This window comes from Rhodanobacter sp. UC4443_H10 (assembly GCF_052978325.1).
Genome location: NZ_CM129668.1, coordinates 3,739,508 through 3,755,223, shown reverse-complemented (window position 1 = coordinate 3,755,223; position 15,716 = coordinate 3,739,508). Strand labels below are relative to the sequence as shown.

The 15,716-nt window shown below is 69.5% G+C and carries 14 protein-coding genes; 6 read left to right on the top strand and 8 right to left on the bottom strand.

Features of this window, described 5'->3' with window-relative positions; translation table 11 throughout:
• Positions 1 to 74 precede the first annotated feature (74 nt).
• On the bottom strand, positions 75 to 701 hold the full coding sequence (locus ACVCMB_RS16925) for an arylesterase (RefSeq protein WP_447105770.1): 627 nt from the start codon (positions 699 to 701) through the stop codon (positions 75 to 77).
• On the opposite strand from ACVCMB_RS16925, the gene ACVCMB_RS16920 reads away from it, so the two are divergent.
• From ACVCMB_RS16920 to ACVCMB_RS16910, 3 genes are read left to right on the top strand one after another with little or no spacing between them, the layout of a single operon-like run.
• Positions 700 to 1,401 (top strand): ABC transporter ATP-binding protein, encoded by a 702-nt coding sequence (locus ACVCMB_RS16920; RefSeq protein ID WP_447105769.1) that lies wholly within the window; start codon positions 700 to 702, stop codon positions 1,399 to 1,401. The two genes, ACVCMB_RS16925 and ACVCMB_RS16920, sit on opposite strands and share 2 nt — an antisense overlap.
• Positions 1,398 to 3,884, top strand: coding sequence for an ABC transporter permease (locus tag ACVCMB_RS16915; RefSeq protein ID WP_447105768.1), 2,487 nt, complete (start codon positions 1,398 to 1,400; stop codon positions 3,882 to 3,884). Before ACVCMB_RS16920 ends, ACVCMB_RS16915 begins: the two co-directional genes overlap by 4 nt.
• Before the next feature lie 6 nt (positions 3,885 to 3,890).
• Entirely contained in the window at positions 3,891 to 5,024 is a 1,134-nt protein-coding gene (locus tag ACVCMB_RS16910; RefSeq protein WP_447105767.1) for an SLC13 family permease, read from the top strand.
• A gap of 80 nt (positions 5,025 to 5,104) precedes the next feature.
• Here ACVCMB_RS16910 and ACVCMB_RS16905 read toward each other — a convergent pair whose 3' ends face one another.
• Positions 5,105 to 5,884 (bottom strand): DUF4097 family beta strand repeat-containing protein, encoded by a 780-nt coding sequence (locus ACVCMB_RS16905; protein ID WP_395117038.1) that lies wholly within the window; start codon positions 5,882 to 5,884, stop codon positions 5,105 to 5,107.
• A 138-nt stretch (positions 5,885 to 6,022) separates the two neighbouring features.
• Here ACVCMB_RS16905 and ACVCMB_RS16900 point away from each other — a divergent pair, with 138 nt between their 5' ends.
• Positions 6,023 to 6,517 (top strand): hypothetical protein, encoded by a 495-nt coding sequence (locus ACVCMB_RS16900; protein WP_447105766.1) that lies wholly within the window; start codon positions 6,023 to 6,025, stop codon positions 6,515 to 6,517.
• Positions 6,518 to 6,566: 49 nt separating this feature from the next.
• On the opposite strand, the gene mazG is transcribed toward ACVCMB_RS16900, so the two are convergent.
• The 5 genes from mazG to ACVCMB_RS16875 form a co-directional block, all read right to left on the bottom strand.
• Entirely contained in the window at positions 6,567 to 7,370 is an 804-nt protein-coding gene (gene mazG / locus ACVCMB_RS16895) for a nucleoside triphosphate pyrophosphohydrolase (RefSeq protein ID WP_447105765.1), read from the bottom strand.
• A 104-nt stretch (positions 7,371 to 7,474) separates the two neighbouring features.
• Positions 7,475 to 8,281 (bottom strand): 3'(2'),5'-bisphosphate nucleotidase CysQ, encoded by an 807-nt coding sequence (cysQ, locus tag ACVCMB_RS16890; protein ID WP_447105764.1) that lies wholly within the window; start codon positions 8,279 to 8,281, stop codon positions 7,475 to 7,477.
• A 2-nt stretch (positions 8,282 to 8,283) separates the two neighbouring features.
• Positions 8,284 to 8,841 carry an ADP compounds hydrolase NudE gene (nudE, locus tag ACVCMB_RS16885; protein ID WP_395117031.1) on the bottom strand — a complete coding sequence of 186 codons (558 nt, stop codon included), beginning with the start codon at positions 8,839 to 8,841 and terminating at the stop codon, positions 8,284 to 8,286.
• 23 nt (positions 8,842 to 8,864) lie between these two features.
• Positions 8,865 to 9,641: an inositol monophosphatase family protein gene (locus ACVCMB_RS16880; RefSeq protein ID WP_447105763.1), complete on the bottom strand. Its 777-nt coding sequence runs from the start codon at positions 9,639 to 9,641 to the stop codon at positions 8,865 to 8,867.
• Positions 9,638 to 10,435: a type II secretion system protein N gene (locus tag ACVCMB_RS16875; protein WP_447105762.1), complete on the bottom strand. Its 798-nt coding sequence runs from the start codon at positions 10,433 to 10,435 to the stop codon at positions 9,638 to 9,640. Before ACVCMB_RS16875 ends, ACVCMB_RS16880 begins: the two co-directional genes overlap by 4 nt.
• A gap of 65 nt (positions 10,436 to 10,500) precedes the next feature.
• Between ACVCMB_RS16875 and ACVCMB_RS16870 the strand changes: the two genes are divergently transcribed.
• Both ACVCMB_RS16870 and ACVCMB_RS16865 read left to right on the top strand, forming a co-directional pair.
• Positions 10,501 to 11,871 carry an adenosylmethionine--8-amino-7-oxononanoate transaminase gene (locus tag ACVCMB_RS16870; RefSeq protein ID WP_447105761.1) on the top strand — a complete coding sequence of 457 codons (1,371 nt, stop codon included), beginning with the start codon at positions 10,501 to 10,503 and terminating at the stop codon, positions 11,869 to 11,871.
• Between the two features lie 51 nt (positions 11,872 to 11,922).
• Positions 11,923 to 12,672 carry a 16S rRNA (uracil(1498)-N(3))-methyltransferase gene (locus tag ACVCMB_RS16865; protein ID WP_447105760.1) on the top strand — a complete coding sequence of 250 codons (750 nt, stop codon included), beginning with the start codon at positions 11,923 to 11,925 and terminating at the stop codon, positions 12,670 to 12,672.
• Between the two features lie 6 nt (positions 12,673 to 12,678).
• On the opposite strand, the gene ACVCMB_RS16860 is transcribed toward ACVCMB_RS16865, so the two are convergent.
• Positions 12,679 to 15,576 (bottom strand): TonB-dependent receptor, encoded by a 2,898-nt coding sequence (locus tag ACVCMB_RS16860; protein ID WP_447105759.1) that lies wholly within the window; start codon positions 15,574 to 15,576, stop codon positions 12,679 to 12,681.
• Positions 15,577 to 15,716 lie beyond the last annotated feature (140 nt).

Sequence of the window (15,716 nt, the reverse complement as noted above, 5' to 3'; positions counted from 1 at the left end):
GTGGTCCGGTTTCACATTTGTGAAGGTATACCCGGAGCCACGGTGACGACGGCGTGAACTGGCCGCGGCGCCGTTCAGTGGACGTTGGGCGCTTGCAGCAGCGGGTGCAGCACCTTCCACACGTTTTCCAGCACGCGCGGCTCGGCGGCGGCCACCGGGTGCAGGCCGTCGGCCTGCATGAGGCCGGGGTCCAGCGCGACGCCGTCGAGCAGGAACGGCAGCAGCGCGACCTTCCGCTGGCGCGCCAGGTCGGCGTAGATCGCACGCAAGCCGTCGCGGTACTGCGGGCCGTAGTTCACCGGCAGCTCGATGCCCAGCAGCAGCACGCGTGTCTTGTGCTTTTGCGCCAGCTCGATCATCGCCGTCAGGTTGTCGCGCAAGGCCGGCAGCGGCAACCCGCGCAGGCCGTCATTGGCGCCCAGTTCGATCACCAGCACCGCCGGCTGGTAGGTCTGCAGCAAGGCGGGCAAGCGGTGTCGGCCGCTCAGCGAGGTTTCGCCGCTGATGCTGGCATTGACCGCACGCCACTTCGGCACCATCTTGCCCAGACGGACATCCAGCAGATGCACCCAGCCGGCTTCGACCGGAATGTTGTGCGCGGCGGACAGCGAGTCGCCCAGCACCAGGACGGTCTTCGGCGCCGCCGCGTGGGCGACGCCGAAACCGCAGAGCAGAACCAGCAACCACAGGCAGCGCCGCATGAATGATTCTTCCCGTCCCGTCCTCGAAGCCCGTGATGTTAGCAAGTCGGTCAACGGCCCCGAGGGGCGGCTCGACATCCTCGACGGCGTGGACCTGCGCGTGATGCCCGGCGAGAGCTTCGCCATCGTGGGCGCTTCCGGCTCGGGCAAGACCACCCTGCTCGGCTTGCTGGCCGGGCTGGACACGCCCGACCGCGGCAGCATCTCCCTCGACGGCCACGCGCTGGAGCAGCTGGACGAGGAAGCCCGCGCCGAACTGCGGCGGCGACTGGTCGGCTTCGTGTTCCAGTCGTTCCACCTGCTGCCGGCGCTCACTGCCGAGGAGAACGTGATGCTGCCGCTGGAACTGGAGGGCAGCAGCGCGGCGCGCAGCCGTGCGCGGGAGGCGCTCGAGGCGGTGGGCCTGAGCGCGCGGCGGCGGCACTACCCCGCGCAGCTTTCCGGCGGCGAGCAGCAACGCGTGGCGATCGCCCGCGCCTTCGTGCACGGCCCGCGCGTGCTGTTCGCCGACGAGCCCACCGGCAACCTGGACCAGCGCACCGGCCACCACATCTGCGACCTGCTGTTCGCGCTCAACCGCGACCACCGCACCACCCTGGTGCTGGTCACCCACGACGCCGGCCTGGCCGCGCGCTGCGATCGCCGCATCGAGCTGGAGGAAGGGCGCATGGCGTCGACCGACGCGGGCGTGCCGGCATGAGCCTGCTGCGCTTGTCGCTGCGCAGCCTGCGTCGCGAATGGCACCTGCCTGAACTGCGCACGCTGGCCGCCTCGCTGGTGCTGGCGGTGGTGGCGCTGGGCGTGGTCGCCACGCTGGCGAGCCGGATCGAGCGTGGCATGCTGGCCAGCGCCGCGGAGTTGATCGGCGGGGACATCGGCGTATCCGCGCCGCAGGCCCTGCCTGCCGCCTTCGCCGACAAGGCACGCCAGGACGGCCTGCAGCTGACGCGCACCGCCGGCTTTCCCAGCGTAGCGTTCGCCCACGAACGCACCCAACTGCTCGACGTGCAGGCAGTGGATGCGCACTATCCGCTGCGCGGCACGCTGGAGCTGCGCGATCGCAACGGCCATGCGCTGCCGCCGAGCCGCGCGCCGGCCGCCGGCGAGGTCTATCTGGATCATCGCGCGCTGGTCGCGCTGGGCCTTGCGGTGGGCGACCGCCTGCAACTGGGCGGGCGCACGCTCACCATCGGCGCCGAACTGCTGCGCCAGCCCGACGGCGGCGAATTGCTCGCGCTGGCGCCGCGCGCGCTGATGAGCCTGGCCGATGCCGAGCAGGCCGGCTTGCTCGGGCGCGGCAGCCGCGCGCGCCATCGGCTGTTGCTGGCCGGCTCGCCGGATGCGGTGCGTGCCTGGCGCGACTGGGCCGAGACGACCGCGCTGCCTTCGGGTGCGCAACTGATTACGCCGGAGCAGACCCGGGAACGCATGCGCAGTGCGTTCGACCGCGCCGGTTCATTCCTGCGGCTGACTGCGCTGCTGTCGGCCCTGCTCGCCGGCATCGCGATCGCCCTTTCCGCCCAGCGCTACGCGCGGCGCAAGACCGCCGAAGTGGCCTTGCTGCGCGCGCTGGGCACCTCGCGCCGGCGCGTGTTCGGCCTGCTGCTTGGCACCCTGGGTGCGCTCGCCGTGCCGGCGGCGGCGCTGGGCGTCGTGCTGGCATTGGGAATGGCGCAGCTGGCGTGGTTGCTGGCCAGTCAGCTGTTCGGCAACGTGCCCACGGTCTTGCCGCTGGCGCCGGCATTCGCTGCCGCAGCCATGGGCATCGCGGTGCTGGTGGGCTTCGCGCTGCCGCCGCTGGCACGGCTGGCCGAAGTGCCGCCGGTGGCAGTGTTCCGGCAGAGTTTGTCGCGGCGCGTGCGGCGCTTCGACGCGCTGTACCTGATCCCCGCGCTGGTGGCGCTGGGCCTGATCTGGGGCCAGAGCGGCTCGCTGCAGCTGGCCGGTATCCTCGCCGGCAGCCTGCTCGGCGTGAGCGTGCTCGCGGCGCTGCTGGCCGGCGCGCTGCTGTGGCTGGCCCGGCGCATTGCGCCGGGCGCGCACCCGGCGTTGCGGCTGGGCCTGGCCGCGCTGGCGCGACGACCGGCGCTGAGCGTGATCCAGGCGACCGCGCTCAGCCTGGGTCTGTGCGCGTTGTTGCTGCTTGCGGTGGTGGCACCGGCGTTGCTGCAAGGCTGGCGCCAGGAATTGCCGGCGGATACGCCCAACTGGTTCGCCCTGAACCTGCAAAGCGACCAGCGCGCCGGCTTTTCGCAATCGCTGGCGCGGATCGGCGCCGACCAGCTCAACATGCTGCCGCTGGCGGTAGGCAAGCTCACCGCGATCAACGGCCACGCCATCGACCGACTGCAGTTCGCGGACCCGCGCGCCAAGGAGTGGACCGATCGCCAGCTGCGGCTGTCGTGGTCCGCCGCGCTGCCGCCGGCGAACGAGGTGGTGGCCGGCCACTGGCATGGGGCTGCGCCGGATCGTCCCGAGGTGTCGATCGACACCATGTGGCGCGACATGTTCGGCCTGAAGCTCGGCGACACGATGCGCTTCGACGTCGGCGAAGGCAGCCTGGAGGCGCGGGTGGGCAGCATCCGCAAGGTCGACTGGAGCTCATTCCGGGTCAACTTCTTCCTGCTGCTCGACCCGGCCCACGCCAGCGAGCTGCCGCACACCTGGCTGGCCAGCTTCCACCTGTCGTCCGGACACGCGGCGGAACTGGCGCAACTGTCGCGCGAATACGGCAACCTCAGCCTGGTCGACGTCGACTCGCTGCTCGATCGGGTGCGCGAGATCATCGACCGCGTGGGCAGCGCGGTGCGCTGGATCCTCGGCTTCAGCCTGCTGGCCGGCATCCTGGTGCTGGCCGCGGCGCTGGCCGCCAGCGCGGCCGAGCGGCGCCACGAGGCCGCGCTGCTGCGCACGCTGGGCGCGCGCCGTGCACAGCTGCGCGTGGCCGCCGCCTGCGAATTCGCCATGCTGGGCCTGGTCGCCGGCCTGACCGCCGCGCTGGGTGCCGCCGGCGGCGGCTGGTGGCTGGGTCGGGCGGTATTCCACATCGAGGGCTTCGTGCCGCCGGCGTGGCCGCTGGTCGCCAGCGCGGCCGCCGCCGCGCTGGTGGTGATGCTGCTGGGGCTGGCCGGCACGCGCCGGGTCAGCCGCACGCCACCGATGCGCCTGCTGCGCGAGGGCTGAGCGCGCGTGGAACCTGCCGCGTCGTCACCCGCCACCGGCTGGCGCAGACGCCTGCAGCACGAATGGCTGCTGCTGGTGTTCGCCGCGCTGGTGCTGTTGCTGGCGCTGCTCGATCCGCGTCCGGTCGACGATTATCGGCACTGGCTGCAACTGCCCACGCTGGCCGGCCTGACCGGCCTGCTGATCGCGATCCAGGGCATCCGCGACAGCGGCCTGGTGCAGCACGCAGCGGCCGCTTCGCTGGCGCGGGCGCACTCGCTGCGCGGCCTGGGGCTGTTGCTGGTGGCCGCCAGCGCGCTGCTCTCGATGGTGCTGACCAACGACGTGAGCCTGTTCCTGATCGTGCCGCTGACCGTGTCCATCGGCGCGATCTCCAACCTGCCGGTGCTGCGCATGGTGGTGCTGGAGGCGCTGGCGGTGAACGCCGGCTCCACGCTCAGCCCGATCGGCAACCCGCAGAACCTGCTGTTGTGGCAGCACTCGCGGCTGTCGTTCCTCGATTTCGCGCTGGCGATGCTGCCGGCCGCGGCCGTCATGCTGGCACTGGTGGCGGCGTTCACCTGGTACTGGCTGCCGCGCGATCGGGTGGCATTGAGCCCCCGGCACATCGACGGCGCGGTGCACTCGGGCCGCCTCGGCGCGTGGTCGATGATTGCGCTGGTCGGCATGGTGGTGGCGATGGAATACGATCTGGCGCCGCTGGGCGCCGTGGCGCTGCTGGTGCTGTTCGGGGCGCTGGCCCGCGCCTCGCTGGTGCGGATCGACTGGCTGTTGCTGCTCACCTTCGCCGCGATCTTCCTCGGCCTCGGCCACTTCGCCGAGCTGCCGCTGATGCAGCGCGTGCTCGACGGGCTCCATCTCGATCAACCGATGGTGCTGTTCGCCAGCGGCATTGTCGCCGCGCAGCTGATCAGCAACGTGCCGGCGACCGTGCTGCTGCTCGAGCGAGCGCCGGATGCCATCGCGCTGGCGGTGGCGGTCAATGTGGGCGGCTTCGGCGTGGCGATCGGTTCGCTGGCCAACCTGATCGCCCTGCGCCTGGCCCGGCAGCCGCAGGCCCTGCGGCAGTTGCACCGGGTGTCGATCCCGTTCCTGCTGGTGTGCGCGCCGTTGGTGTATCTGGTTTCGCATTACCTGTAGGAGCGCACCTTGTGCGCGATGCTCTCGGTCGCGTAACGAAAAGCATCGCGCACAAGGTGCGCTCCCACACAAGGGGCGTATCAATCGTCGTCGTGCGGCACGCTGACCTTGCCCTTGATGCCGGAGTGGTCGACATCGCCGCTGCCCTTGGCGCCGAGCGTGAGATCGCCGCCGACATCGTGCACGGTGAGGTCGCCGGAGCCCAGCGTGTCGGCGTGCACGCTGCCGCCGACGTTGCGCAGCGTGACGTCGCCCGAGCCGATGCTGCCGATGCTGGCGTCGCCCTTGACGCCATCGATCTTGAAATCACCCGAGCCCACCGAACCCAGCTGCAGGCTGCCGACATCGCTGGCGTCGACATCGCCCGAGCCCACGCTGGTGGCGAACTTGCCGGCGATCTGGCGCACGTGCAGGTCGCCGGAACCGACCGTGCTGCGCAGCTCCTGCACGCCGCGCACGTCGGCGTCGCCGGAGCCCACGCGCACGGTGACCGGCACGTTCGCCGGCAGGTTCACGGTGACGTCCAGGCTCATGCTGACGTTGCCGCCGAACAGGTTGAAATTGAAACCCTGGTGGTCGCCGCCGATGTCGATCAACAGCTGGTCGCCGTCGCGTCGCTGGGTGACCGTGAGCTTGTCCAGCGCGGCTTTCTTCGACGCACAGGCGCGTCCGACCAGGGTCAGGCCCCTGGTGTCGGCGCCGCCGATCAGGTGCAGGTCGTGGCTGTTGACGTCGATCTGCACGCTGCGGACGCCAGCCAGGTCCAGTTGCAGGTTGCGCGGGGCCTCGAACTCGCACGATCCGGCGGCAAACGCGGCGAACGGGGCACACAGCATGGCGGCGATGAAAAGACGGCGCATGGGACTCTCCTCGGTAGTCGGTCAGGCTTGGATGCAGCGGATCGCAAAAGGGTTGCAAGGATGACAGCAGTCTGAACGCCGCAGTCAACTCCTGCGCGGCCGGCGCGTTGATCATCCCACTACCCACGGAGACAGCCCATGCAACGCAAGACCCTCCTCGCTTCCGCCCTCGTCGCCCTGCTGGCCGGGTCGGCCACGTTCGCGATGGCCCAGAACGCGCCGGCGTCGCCCGCCAATCCGCACATGGTCGTCACCAAGCAGGCACGCATCCTTCCCGGCGACCGCGACCACGGCATGGCCGGCCATCACATGCACCACCAGCGCAGTGGCGTGATCGGCGACCTGCGCGCGCTGGAACGGCTGTACCAGCAGGCCGGCCGCAGCAAGGACATGGCGGCGGTCTACAACGACGTGCTGGCCAAGTCGCAGGACCCGCGTGTGCGCGACTACGTCTACCAGCGACTGGCCCGCCTGCAGGCACAGCCGACCAATGTCGACCAGGCGATCGCCACGCTGCGCAAGGGGCTGGACGAAAACTTGGCCAACGAGGCGAAGATGCGCGCCGAGCGCGAGAAGATGCGTGCGTCCTGGCAGCCGCGCGCCGCCAGCGACGCGACAGCTCCAGCGAAGTAGTCGCGACAGCAAAAACGGGATGACGCGGCGGCCACGGCCGCCGCGTCTGTCAGTGGCCGGCCTCGTCCTGCTTGGCGCGCCGCCACAACTGTTCCTGCTCCTCCAGCGTGCGCTCGGCAAACGCCGCGCCATCGGCCGCAGCCAGTTGCTCCATGCGGCGGAAGCGCCGTTCGAACTTCGCGTTGGCATGCCGCAGCGCCTGCGAGAAATCGACGCCGGCATGGCGTGCGAGGTTCACCATCACGAACAGCACGTCGCCGATCTCGTCCTCGAGGCGCGCCGGGTCGGCCCCGTGGGTAAACTCGACGCGCACCTCCTCCACTTCCTCGGCCAGCTTCTCCAGCACCGGCTGCGGGCCGGGCCACTCGAAACCGGTGGCGGCAGCGCGCTGCTGCAGCTTGTGGGCGCGTTTCCACTCCGGCAGCCCGGTGGAGACGCCGGCCAGCGCGCTGTCATCGGCGGTCCGACCCTTCGCCACGCGCTCGGCGGACTTGATCTGCTCCCACGCCTGCATCTGCTCGGTCAGGTCGGCGTAACGCGTGTCGCCGAACACGTGCGGATGGCGGCGCAGCATCTTCGCGCTGATGGCGTGGGCGACGTCGGCGAATTCGAACAGGCCCTGCTCGGCGGCCATCTGCGCGTGGAACACCACCTGCAGCAGCAGGTCGCCGAGTTCGTCGCACAGGTCGGTCCAGTCGCGCCGGTCGATCGCATCGGCGACCTCGTACGCCTCTTCGATCGTGTAGGCGGCGATCGAGGAAAAATCCTGCTGCACGTCCCACGGGCAGCCATGCTGCGGGTCACGCAGGCGCGCCATGATGGCGAGGAGGTCGTCGAGACTGTGTCGGGTCATAAGACGGGAGTGAGTGGAGAGGAGTGAGACGTGAGAGAAAGCAGGAGCGTGCGAGGGTGGAGCGGGCGGAGGACGAACCCCTCTCATCTCTCACTCCTCTTCACTCACTCCTCGCTCCTGGTCAGTCGCGCGGTCCAGTCGATCGAGAGGTCGCCGACCGCGACAAACTCCGGATTCAGCAGGGACTCGCCGCGGTTGTAGCGGAACGGCCGGCCGGCGAGATCGAGCACCGCGCCCCCGGCTTCGTCCAGCACGCATTGCGCCGCGGCCGTGTCCCATTCGCTGGTGAGGCCAAGGCGCAGGTAGATGTCCGCCTCGCCGCGCGCGATCAGGCAGAACTTCAGCGAGGAGCCGAGCGGCACATGGTCGTAGTCGTTGCCGATCAATTGTTCGAGCAGCCCACCCTGCGCGCCGCCATGCGAACGGCTGCCGACCACCCGCGGCGGAGAGCCCAGCGGCCGCGTGCGGATGCGCCGCCACGGGCCACCCTCGCGCTCCTGCAGCCACGCACCCTGGCCCTGAGCTGCGGCGTACAGCTCGCCGGTGACCGGGGCCAGCACCACGCCCAGCACGCTGCGGTGGTCGTCGATGAGCGCGATGTTGACGGTGAACTCGCCATTGCGCTTGACGAACTCGCGGGTGCCGTCGAGCGGGTCGACCAGCCAGTAGCGCGTCCAGTGCCGGCGCTCGGACCAGGGCAGGGCCTTGGCCTCTTCCGACAGCACCGGCAGTTGCTCCTGCAGCGTGGCCAGGCCGGCCACGATCACCCGCTGCGCGGCGAGATCGGCGGCGGTCAACGGCGAGTCGTCGCCCTTGGTCTGCACGGCGAAGTCGCCGTGGTACACCTGCAGGATCGCCGCCGCCGCGGTGCGGGCAATCGCGCCCACCTGCCGTGCCAATTCGGGGGGCAAGCTCAGGTCCTCTGGAAGCGCCCGGCGAGGTATTCGCGGGCCATGAACAACGCAGCGATCGAGCGCCCCTCGGTGACGTCGTCGCGACCGAGCAGGGTGTGCAGCTCGGACATCTTCCACGGCACCACTTCGAGTTCCTCCGGTTCGTCGCCGGCGAGTTTCTCCGGATACAGATCCTGCGCCAGCACCACGTGCGCCATGTGCGTCATGTACGACGGCGACAGCGACAGGTTGTGCAGGATCTTCAGCTTGCGTGCACCGTAGCCGATTTCTTCCTTCATCTCGCGCTCGGCGCCCTGCTCGGCGGTTTCGTCCTGGTCGAGCCGGCCCTTGGGCAAGCCCAGCTCGTAGCGGCCGACGCCGCCGCCGTACTCGCGCACCAGCAGCACGGTCTCGTCATCGAGCATCGGCACGATGATCACGGCGCCCAGGCCGCTGCCCTTGAGTCGTTCGTAGGTGCGCCGCACGCCGTTGGAGAATTCCAGGTCCAGCTGCTCGACCTGCAGGAATCGGCTGTCGGTGACGTCGCGGATGGCGTGGATGATCGGCAGTTTGCGCATCCGGCGATTCTAACCTTTGCGCCTCAGCGCCGCAGGCGTTGCAAGGCCTGCGCGTGGAGCGCCGGCGTGCCGGCCAGCACACTGGTGGTATCCAGCGTCGGCGGGGCACCGTCGAGATCGGTGAACACCCCGCCGGCTTCGCGCACGATTACCGCGAGCGCGGCGATGTCGAGGATGTTCACGTCCGACTCGATCACCAGGTCCAGGCTGCCGCGCGCCAGCAGGTGGTAGTGGCAGAAATCGCCGTAGCCGCGGATGCGGTTGCTGTCACGGATCAGCCCGCCAAGCGCCGCCCAGCGGGCGTCGCCGGCGAGCGTCCTGATGTTGCCGGTCGAGATCGCCGCCTGCGCCATGTCGGTGGTGTCCGCCACGCGCACGCGTTCGCCCTCGAACCAGGCGCCGCCGCCGGCGCTGGCCCACATCGTCTCGCCGTAGATCGGCGCACTGGATACGCCGAGCATCAGTTCGTGGCGGTCCATCAACGCGATCTGGGTGGAAAAGAACGGCGTGCGGCGCACGAAGCTCTTGGTGCCGTCGAGCGGATCGACCAGCCACAGCAAAGCGTCTCGTTCGCCCTGCAGGCCAAACTCCTCGCCGTAGATCGCCGCCTGCGGCAGCGCGGCCTGCAGTACGCGGCGAATCGCCTGCTCGGCCTCGCGATCGGCCACCGTCACCGGCGTGGCATCGGCCTTCAGCTCCACGTCGACGCCGCGACGCCAGTAGTGCGTGATGATTTCGGCGGCGGCGGCGGCAGCCTCGCGTGCCGCGGCCAGCGCGATGGCGGTAGTCTCGGGGTTCATGGCAGCGTGGCGTCCTGGCGGTTCGGTGGAGGGTTGGCGGCCAGGCCACCGGCCTGCCGGATGTGCACGCTGCCGTCCGGCGCGACCGGCCCGAGCCGGGCCAGCCAGCGCTGCAACGCCGGATCGCCATGGCGGGCGCGCAGCGTGCTGTCCAGACGCCAGCCCAGCGGGCTCAGCTGCAATTCGCCGCGCACCTGCAGCGGCCCGTCGCCCTGATCGTGCCATTGCGCGTGGATCACGCCGCCCTGCGCCTGCGCGCTCCCCTGCAATTCACCCAGCGCCAGCTCGCCTTCGGTCGTGCGCACGGCGGCCCGCTGCCACCGGCCCTGCGCCTGCAACTGCAGCGGCCAGCCGCCTTGCAGCAGTACATGATCGACCGTCAGTTGCAGCTCGCCCAGCGGCGCGCCCCAGTCGACCGGAAGCGGAACATCCGTCGCGGCGAGATCGGCATGCAGCCGCCAGCCTTCGCCCTCGACGCGACCCTGCGCCGTGCGCCGCACGGTTCCGGAGAAATCCGCCTGCGGTCCGTCGAAGGCCAGCTGCATCTGCAGCCGGCCGAGCAGCGCGCGGCGCGACAACTGCCAGCGCACCTGTCCCAACCGTCGCCCATCGGCACCCAGGACGTTACCGGCAGCACCGTTCCAAACCGTGCCTTGCACCTGCTGCAGCCGCAGCCCGTGCAACTGCGGCTCGACCCACGGCATCACCCAGCGCGCCGGCAGAAACCACGCCAGCACCAGCACGACTGCCGCGAGCACCGCCAGGGCGACGAGAATTTTTCGAAGTCGAATCAAGCGTCCAGTTCCGAATGTCCCGCGCACCGCTTGAGCATCCCGGGCGCAGCGTCGATCATAGCCGGATGACCATTCCCGCAAACAACAACGCCGCGCTTGCCGAGCGCGATCTCAGGCACGTCTGGCATCCATGCACGCAGATGCACGACCACGGCGAAGGCGCGGTGCCGATGCTGCCGATCGTGCGCGGCGAAGGCGCCTGGCTGGTCGATGCCGAGGGCCGGCGCTATCTCGACGGCGTCAGCTCGTGGTGGGTCAACCTGTTCGGCCACGCCAATGCGCGCATTGCCGCCGCACTGGCCGACCAGGCCCGCACGCTGGAACAGGTGATCTTTGCCGGTTTCACCCACGAACCGGCGATCCGGCTGGCCGAGGAACTGGTGCGCATCACGCCGCCCGGACTGGAGCGCGTGTTCTACGCCGACAACGGCTCGTCCGCGATCGAAGTGGCGCTGAAGATGAGCTTCCACTACTGGCTCAACCGCGGTCATGGCGAGAAGACCCGCTTCATCGCGCTCAGCGGCAGCTATCACGGCGAAACCCTGGGTGCGCTGTCGGTCAGCGACGTGGCGCTGTATCGCAAGACCTACGCACCGCTGCTGCTGACCCCGCTGCTGGCGCCCTCGCCGGACACCTATGAAGGCGAACCGGGCGAGACACCGGCACAGATAGCGGCGCGCCGGCTCGCCGAGCTGCGCACGCTGCTGGAACGCCACGCCCGCGAAACCTGCGCGGTGATCGTCGAGCCGCTGGTGCAGTGCGCCGGCGGCATGCGCATGTATCACCCGGATTACCTGACCGGACTGCGCGCCTTGTGCGACGAGTTCGCGGTGCACTTCATCGCCGACGAGATCGCGGTGGGTTTCGGCCGCACCGGCACGCTGTTCGCCTGCGAGCAGGGCCACGTGTCGCCGGACTTCATGTGCCTGTCCAAGGGACTCACCGCCGGCTTCATGCCGCTGTCGGCGGTGCTCACCACCGACGAGGTCTATGCCGCGTTCTACGCCGAGTACCGTGCCGGCAAGGCCTTCCTGCATTCGCACAGCTACACCGGCAATCCGCTGGGCTGCCGGGTGGCGCTGGAGACGCTGGCGATCTTCCGCGACGAGCCGGTACTGGAACGCAATCGGCAGCTGGCCGCGCACCTGGCGCGCCGGCTGGCGCCGCTGCGCGAGCATCCGCAGGTCGCCGACGTGCGCCAGACCGGCATGATCGCTGCCGTCGAACTTGTCGCCGACAAGGCCAGCCGACGCCCGTACCCCGCGGACGAGCGCCGCGGCCTGCGCGTCTACCTGCACGGCCTGCAGCACGGCGTGCTGCTGCGCCCGCTGGGCAATGTCGTCTATTTCATGCCGCCGTACGTGGTCACGGAGCAGGAGATCGACCTGCTGGTGGACACCGCCATCCAGGGCATCGAGCACGCCGTGGCCGGCTGACCGACACCGTCCACGCGCTCCGTTATGCTTGGATTTTTGCGACCCTGACGCATGCGCACCATCCGATTCCACGCCGACCTGCCGCTTGCCGTGGGCGCCGACCTGGTGCTGCCGCCCGACGCGGCCGAGCACGCCACGCGGGTGCTGCGGCTGCCCGCAGGCGCGCCGGTGGTGCTGTTCAACGGCGACGGCTGCGACTACGCGGCCACCATCGGCAGCATCGACAAGCGCGCGGTGCGGGTACAGGTGACGGCGTGCAGCCCCGTGCACAACGAGTCGCCACTGCCGCTGCTGCTCGCCCAGGGCATCGCGCGCGGCGACAAGATGGACCTGATCGTGCAGAAGGCCACCGAGCTGGGCGCGACCGGCATCGTGCCGCTGCTGACCGAACGATCGGAAGTGCGCCTGGACGCGGAACGGGCCGCCAAGCGGCTGGCGCATTGGCAGTCGGTGGCGATCAGCGCCTGCGAGCAGAGCGGCCGCGCACGCATTCCGCGCATCGCGCCGATCCAGCCGCTGGCGGCATGGCTGGGCGGGTTGGCTGACGATGGCGCGCTGCGACTGGCCTTGCTGCCGGGCGCCGAGAAGACGATCGGCGCGCTGCGCTTCGGTGCCGCCGGCGGCGTGCTGGTGATCGGGCCGGAAGGTGGCCTGGGTGAAGCCGACACCCGCGCACTGGCGCAGCACGGCTTCCTCGGCCTGCGCCTGGGCCCACGCATCCTGCGCACCGAGACGGCAGGCCTGGCGGCGCTCAGCGCCTTGCAGGCCTGCCACGGCGATCTGGCGATCGCCGGCGCGTGAGCCGCGCTACAAGGCGTAGTTGACGCCGAGCAGCACGGTGCGACCCCAGGTGTCGTACTCCAGCGGGCGGGCGACTTCCACGCCGTTGGGCAGGCCGCTGACCTGTTCCGACTCGAACGGTTCGTTGGTCAGGTTGGACACCTGCAGCAGCAGCGACAAACCCTTCAGCCGTCCGTCCGGAAACTCGTAGCTGGCCTGCAGGTCGGTCTCCTTGTTGGCGCGGATGCGCGTGTAGCCGATCTGGTCGAACAGCGCCACGGCCTCGCCGGTGAAACTGGAGCGGTAGCGCTCGGCCACCCGCAGCGCGAAACCGTGGGCCTCGTAGTAGATCTGCAGGTTGGCGGTCTTGCGCGACAGGCCCGGCAGCGATTTCGGCCCACCTGGAATGTTCGAGATGGTGCTGTCGGGGATGGTGCTGTTGGTCAGCGCGAAATTGGCCTGCACGCCGAACCCGGCCAGTGCCGGCGACAGCCGCGCCCCGGACAGCGCCCCTTCCAGCTCGACGCCCTGCATGCGGCCGCCGGTGCCGTTCTGCGGGGTGGAGAACGTACCGATATTGCTGCTCGGCGTCAGCAGCGGGTTGTTGTTGGTGTAGCCGCTGAAATCGTAATCGGCCACGGTGCGGGTGTAGATGTAATTGAGGATGTTCTTGTTGAACACGTCGATGCCGACATAGGTGGCGTCATCGAAATACTTCTCCCACGCCAGGTCGGTGCCGACGGCGATGTACGGGCGCAGCTTCGGGTTGCCGCCGCTGCCCGACCAGCGCACCTGGCCGGCACCCGGACCGTTCTGGACTTCGGAGACCGAGGCGGACGAAGCCACCTTTTCGTCGTCGATGCGCCCGCGGGTCAGCGTCTTGGCGAAGCCGAAGCGCAGGTACTGCTTGTCGCCCAGCTCGGCCACCAGGTTGAGGCTGGGCAGCACCTTGGTGTACGTGGCGCCGCCGGTGAGCGTGCCGACCTTGTCGTCACCGGTGGTCTGGAATGCCTGCGAGGATTGTTCGGTGCGCACCACCTGCACGCCCGCGTTGCCGCGCAGGGGAATGCTGCCCAGCGTGGTGTCCAGGTTGAACTTCAGGTAGGCCACCGGCACTTTCTCGCGTACCGTGTAGTTGCGGTCGTAGTCGCCGGCGCCGTTGCGCTGGGTAAGGTAGAACTGCCGCTCCAGCGCGGCCAGCACGTCGTAGTCCACGATCGGGCCGATGCCGCCATAGCCCAGCGAGGTGCTGCCGCGCAGCACCGCCGGGTCGATCGGCACGCCGTAGGCGTGGTCGTAGGTGCCGGGGTCGGAACCGTTGCCGTTGAGGTAGGCGAAGAACACGTCGGCCTGCTTGGTCTTCTCGCGGTCGGACCAGGCGATGCCGGCCTCGACGCTGGAGAATATCCAGCCCAGCGGATGGGAGATCGCCAGCCGCGCGGATTTCAGGTGGTCCTTCTGCCGGTCGAATTCCTGGCGGCCGTTGTAGCTGTAGTTGTCCGGGTCGGTGAACACCAGGCTGGCCGGGTCACCGGGGTTGAACGAGGTGCGGAAGTCGGGGAAACCGAAATCGCGCGGCATGGTGAACTGCACGTCGCCGAGCGCACCGCCGGGCAGGCCGGTGAAGGTGTAGGCATCGAGCAGCTTCACCCGCGCCGAGGAATAGGCCACGTCGCCGCTGACGACCCAGTCGTCGCCGAAATGGATCTGGTTGCTCCAGTCCGCGGAGAACAGGTAATCCCGCTCGCGGTTGTAGCCGTTCTGCAGGATCGGCGCGATGCCCATGAGCGTGCCCGAGGTAACCAGCGGATAGGGCTGCAGCGGCACGGTGCCGACGTTGGCGTAGGACACGTTGTCGTACGGGCTGCTGGACCACTGCAGGCCGTTCTTGTACGAGCGCTTGTCGAAGCGGGAGTAGAACAGATTCAGCGTCGAGTAGTAGGTGTCGTTCGGCGCCCACTCCAGCACGCCCATCACGCCGTCGCGCACCTGGTCCTGCGACAGCGCGCGCAACTGCATGCCTTCCTGCGAGATCACGTTGTCGGGCATGCCCGGCGTATGCGGCCCGCCCCAGTTCTGGTCGATGCCGGCCGTGCCGTTGTCCACGCTCCACCACCACGCCTGGTACTGCCGCTGCTGGATCGGCGCGTCCTCGCGCGCCGCGCCGAGCGCGATGCCCAGCGTGTGGTCGAAGAACTGGTCGATCCAGGACAGGCTGAAGCGGTTCCCCCAGTCGCCCACGCCGGAGCCGGGGTTGAGCGAGCCGTTGCTGCCGCGTTGCCCGCGCAGGTTCGCGGCCAGCTTCATGCCATCGAAGTCCAGCGGCTTGATGGTGTGCATGTCGACGGTGCCGGCCAGCCCCTGGCCCAGCAGGCTGGCATCGGGTGTCTTGTAGACCACCACCTGGTTGATCAGCTCGGCCGGATACTGGTTGAACTCCACGCCGCGGTTCTCGCCCGTCGAGGCCTGTTCATGGCCGTTCAACAGCGTGGCGGTGAAATCCGGCGACAGGCCGCGAATCGAGATCTGGTTGGCCTGCCCGTCCAGCCCGCGCTGGGTGGCCAGGCCGGACAGGCGCGACAGGCTGTCGGCGATGCTCGGGTCGGGCAGCTTGCCGATGTCCTCGGCCGAGACGACCTCCACGATCTCGTTGGACTGCTGCTTGACCTGCAGCGATTTCTCGATGCTGCCGCGGATGCCGGTGACGACGACGCGCTGCAGGTTCTTCACCGGCAGGCGCGGATTCGTCGCATCCGCCGGTGGCGGCGTGCTCGATGCGCTGGCCGGCCCGGCGCTGTCCTGCGGCGTCGCGGCGCCGGCAGGCAGTGGCGTCAGCGCGAAGGTCAAGGCCGCCAAAAACAGGCCCGCCGGGTGACGGCGGGCCAGACGCAAAGCAGCAGGAAACGACAGGCACGAACTCGGCATGGCAACGGCTCCTCGAAGTGGACCCCACAGGCGAGCCCCCTGCCCGGTGGCCCGAGCGAGTTCGCCGGGGCGAACGATCACCCCAACAAGGTGCACAACGCGTCAAATTTCGCCATCCGGAGGTTGCACACCAGGATGTA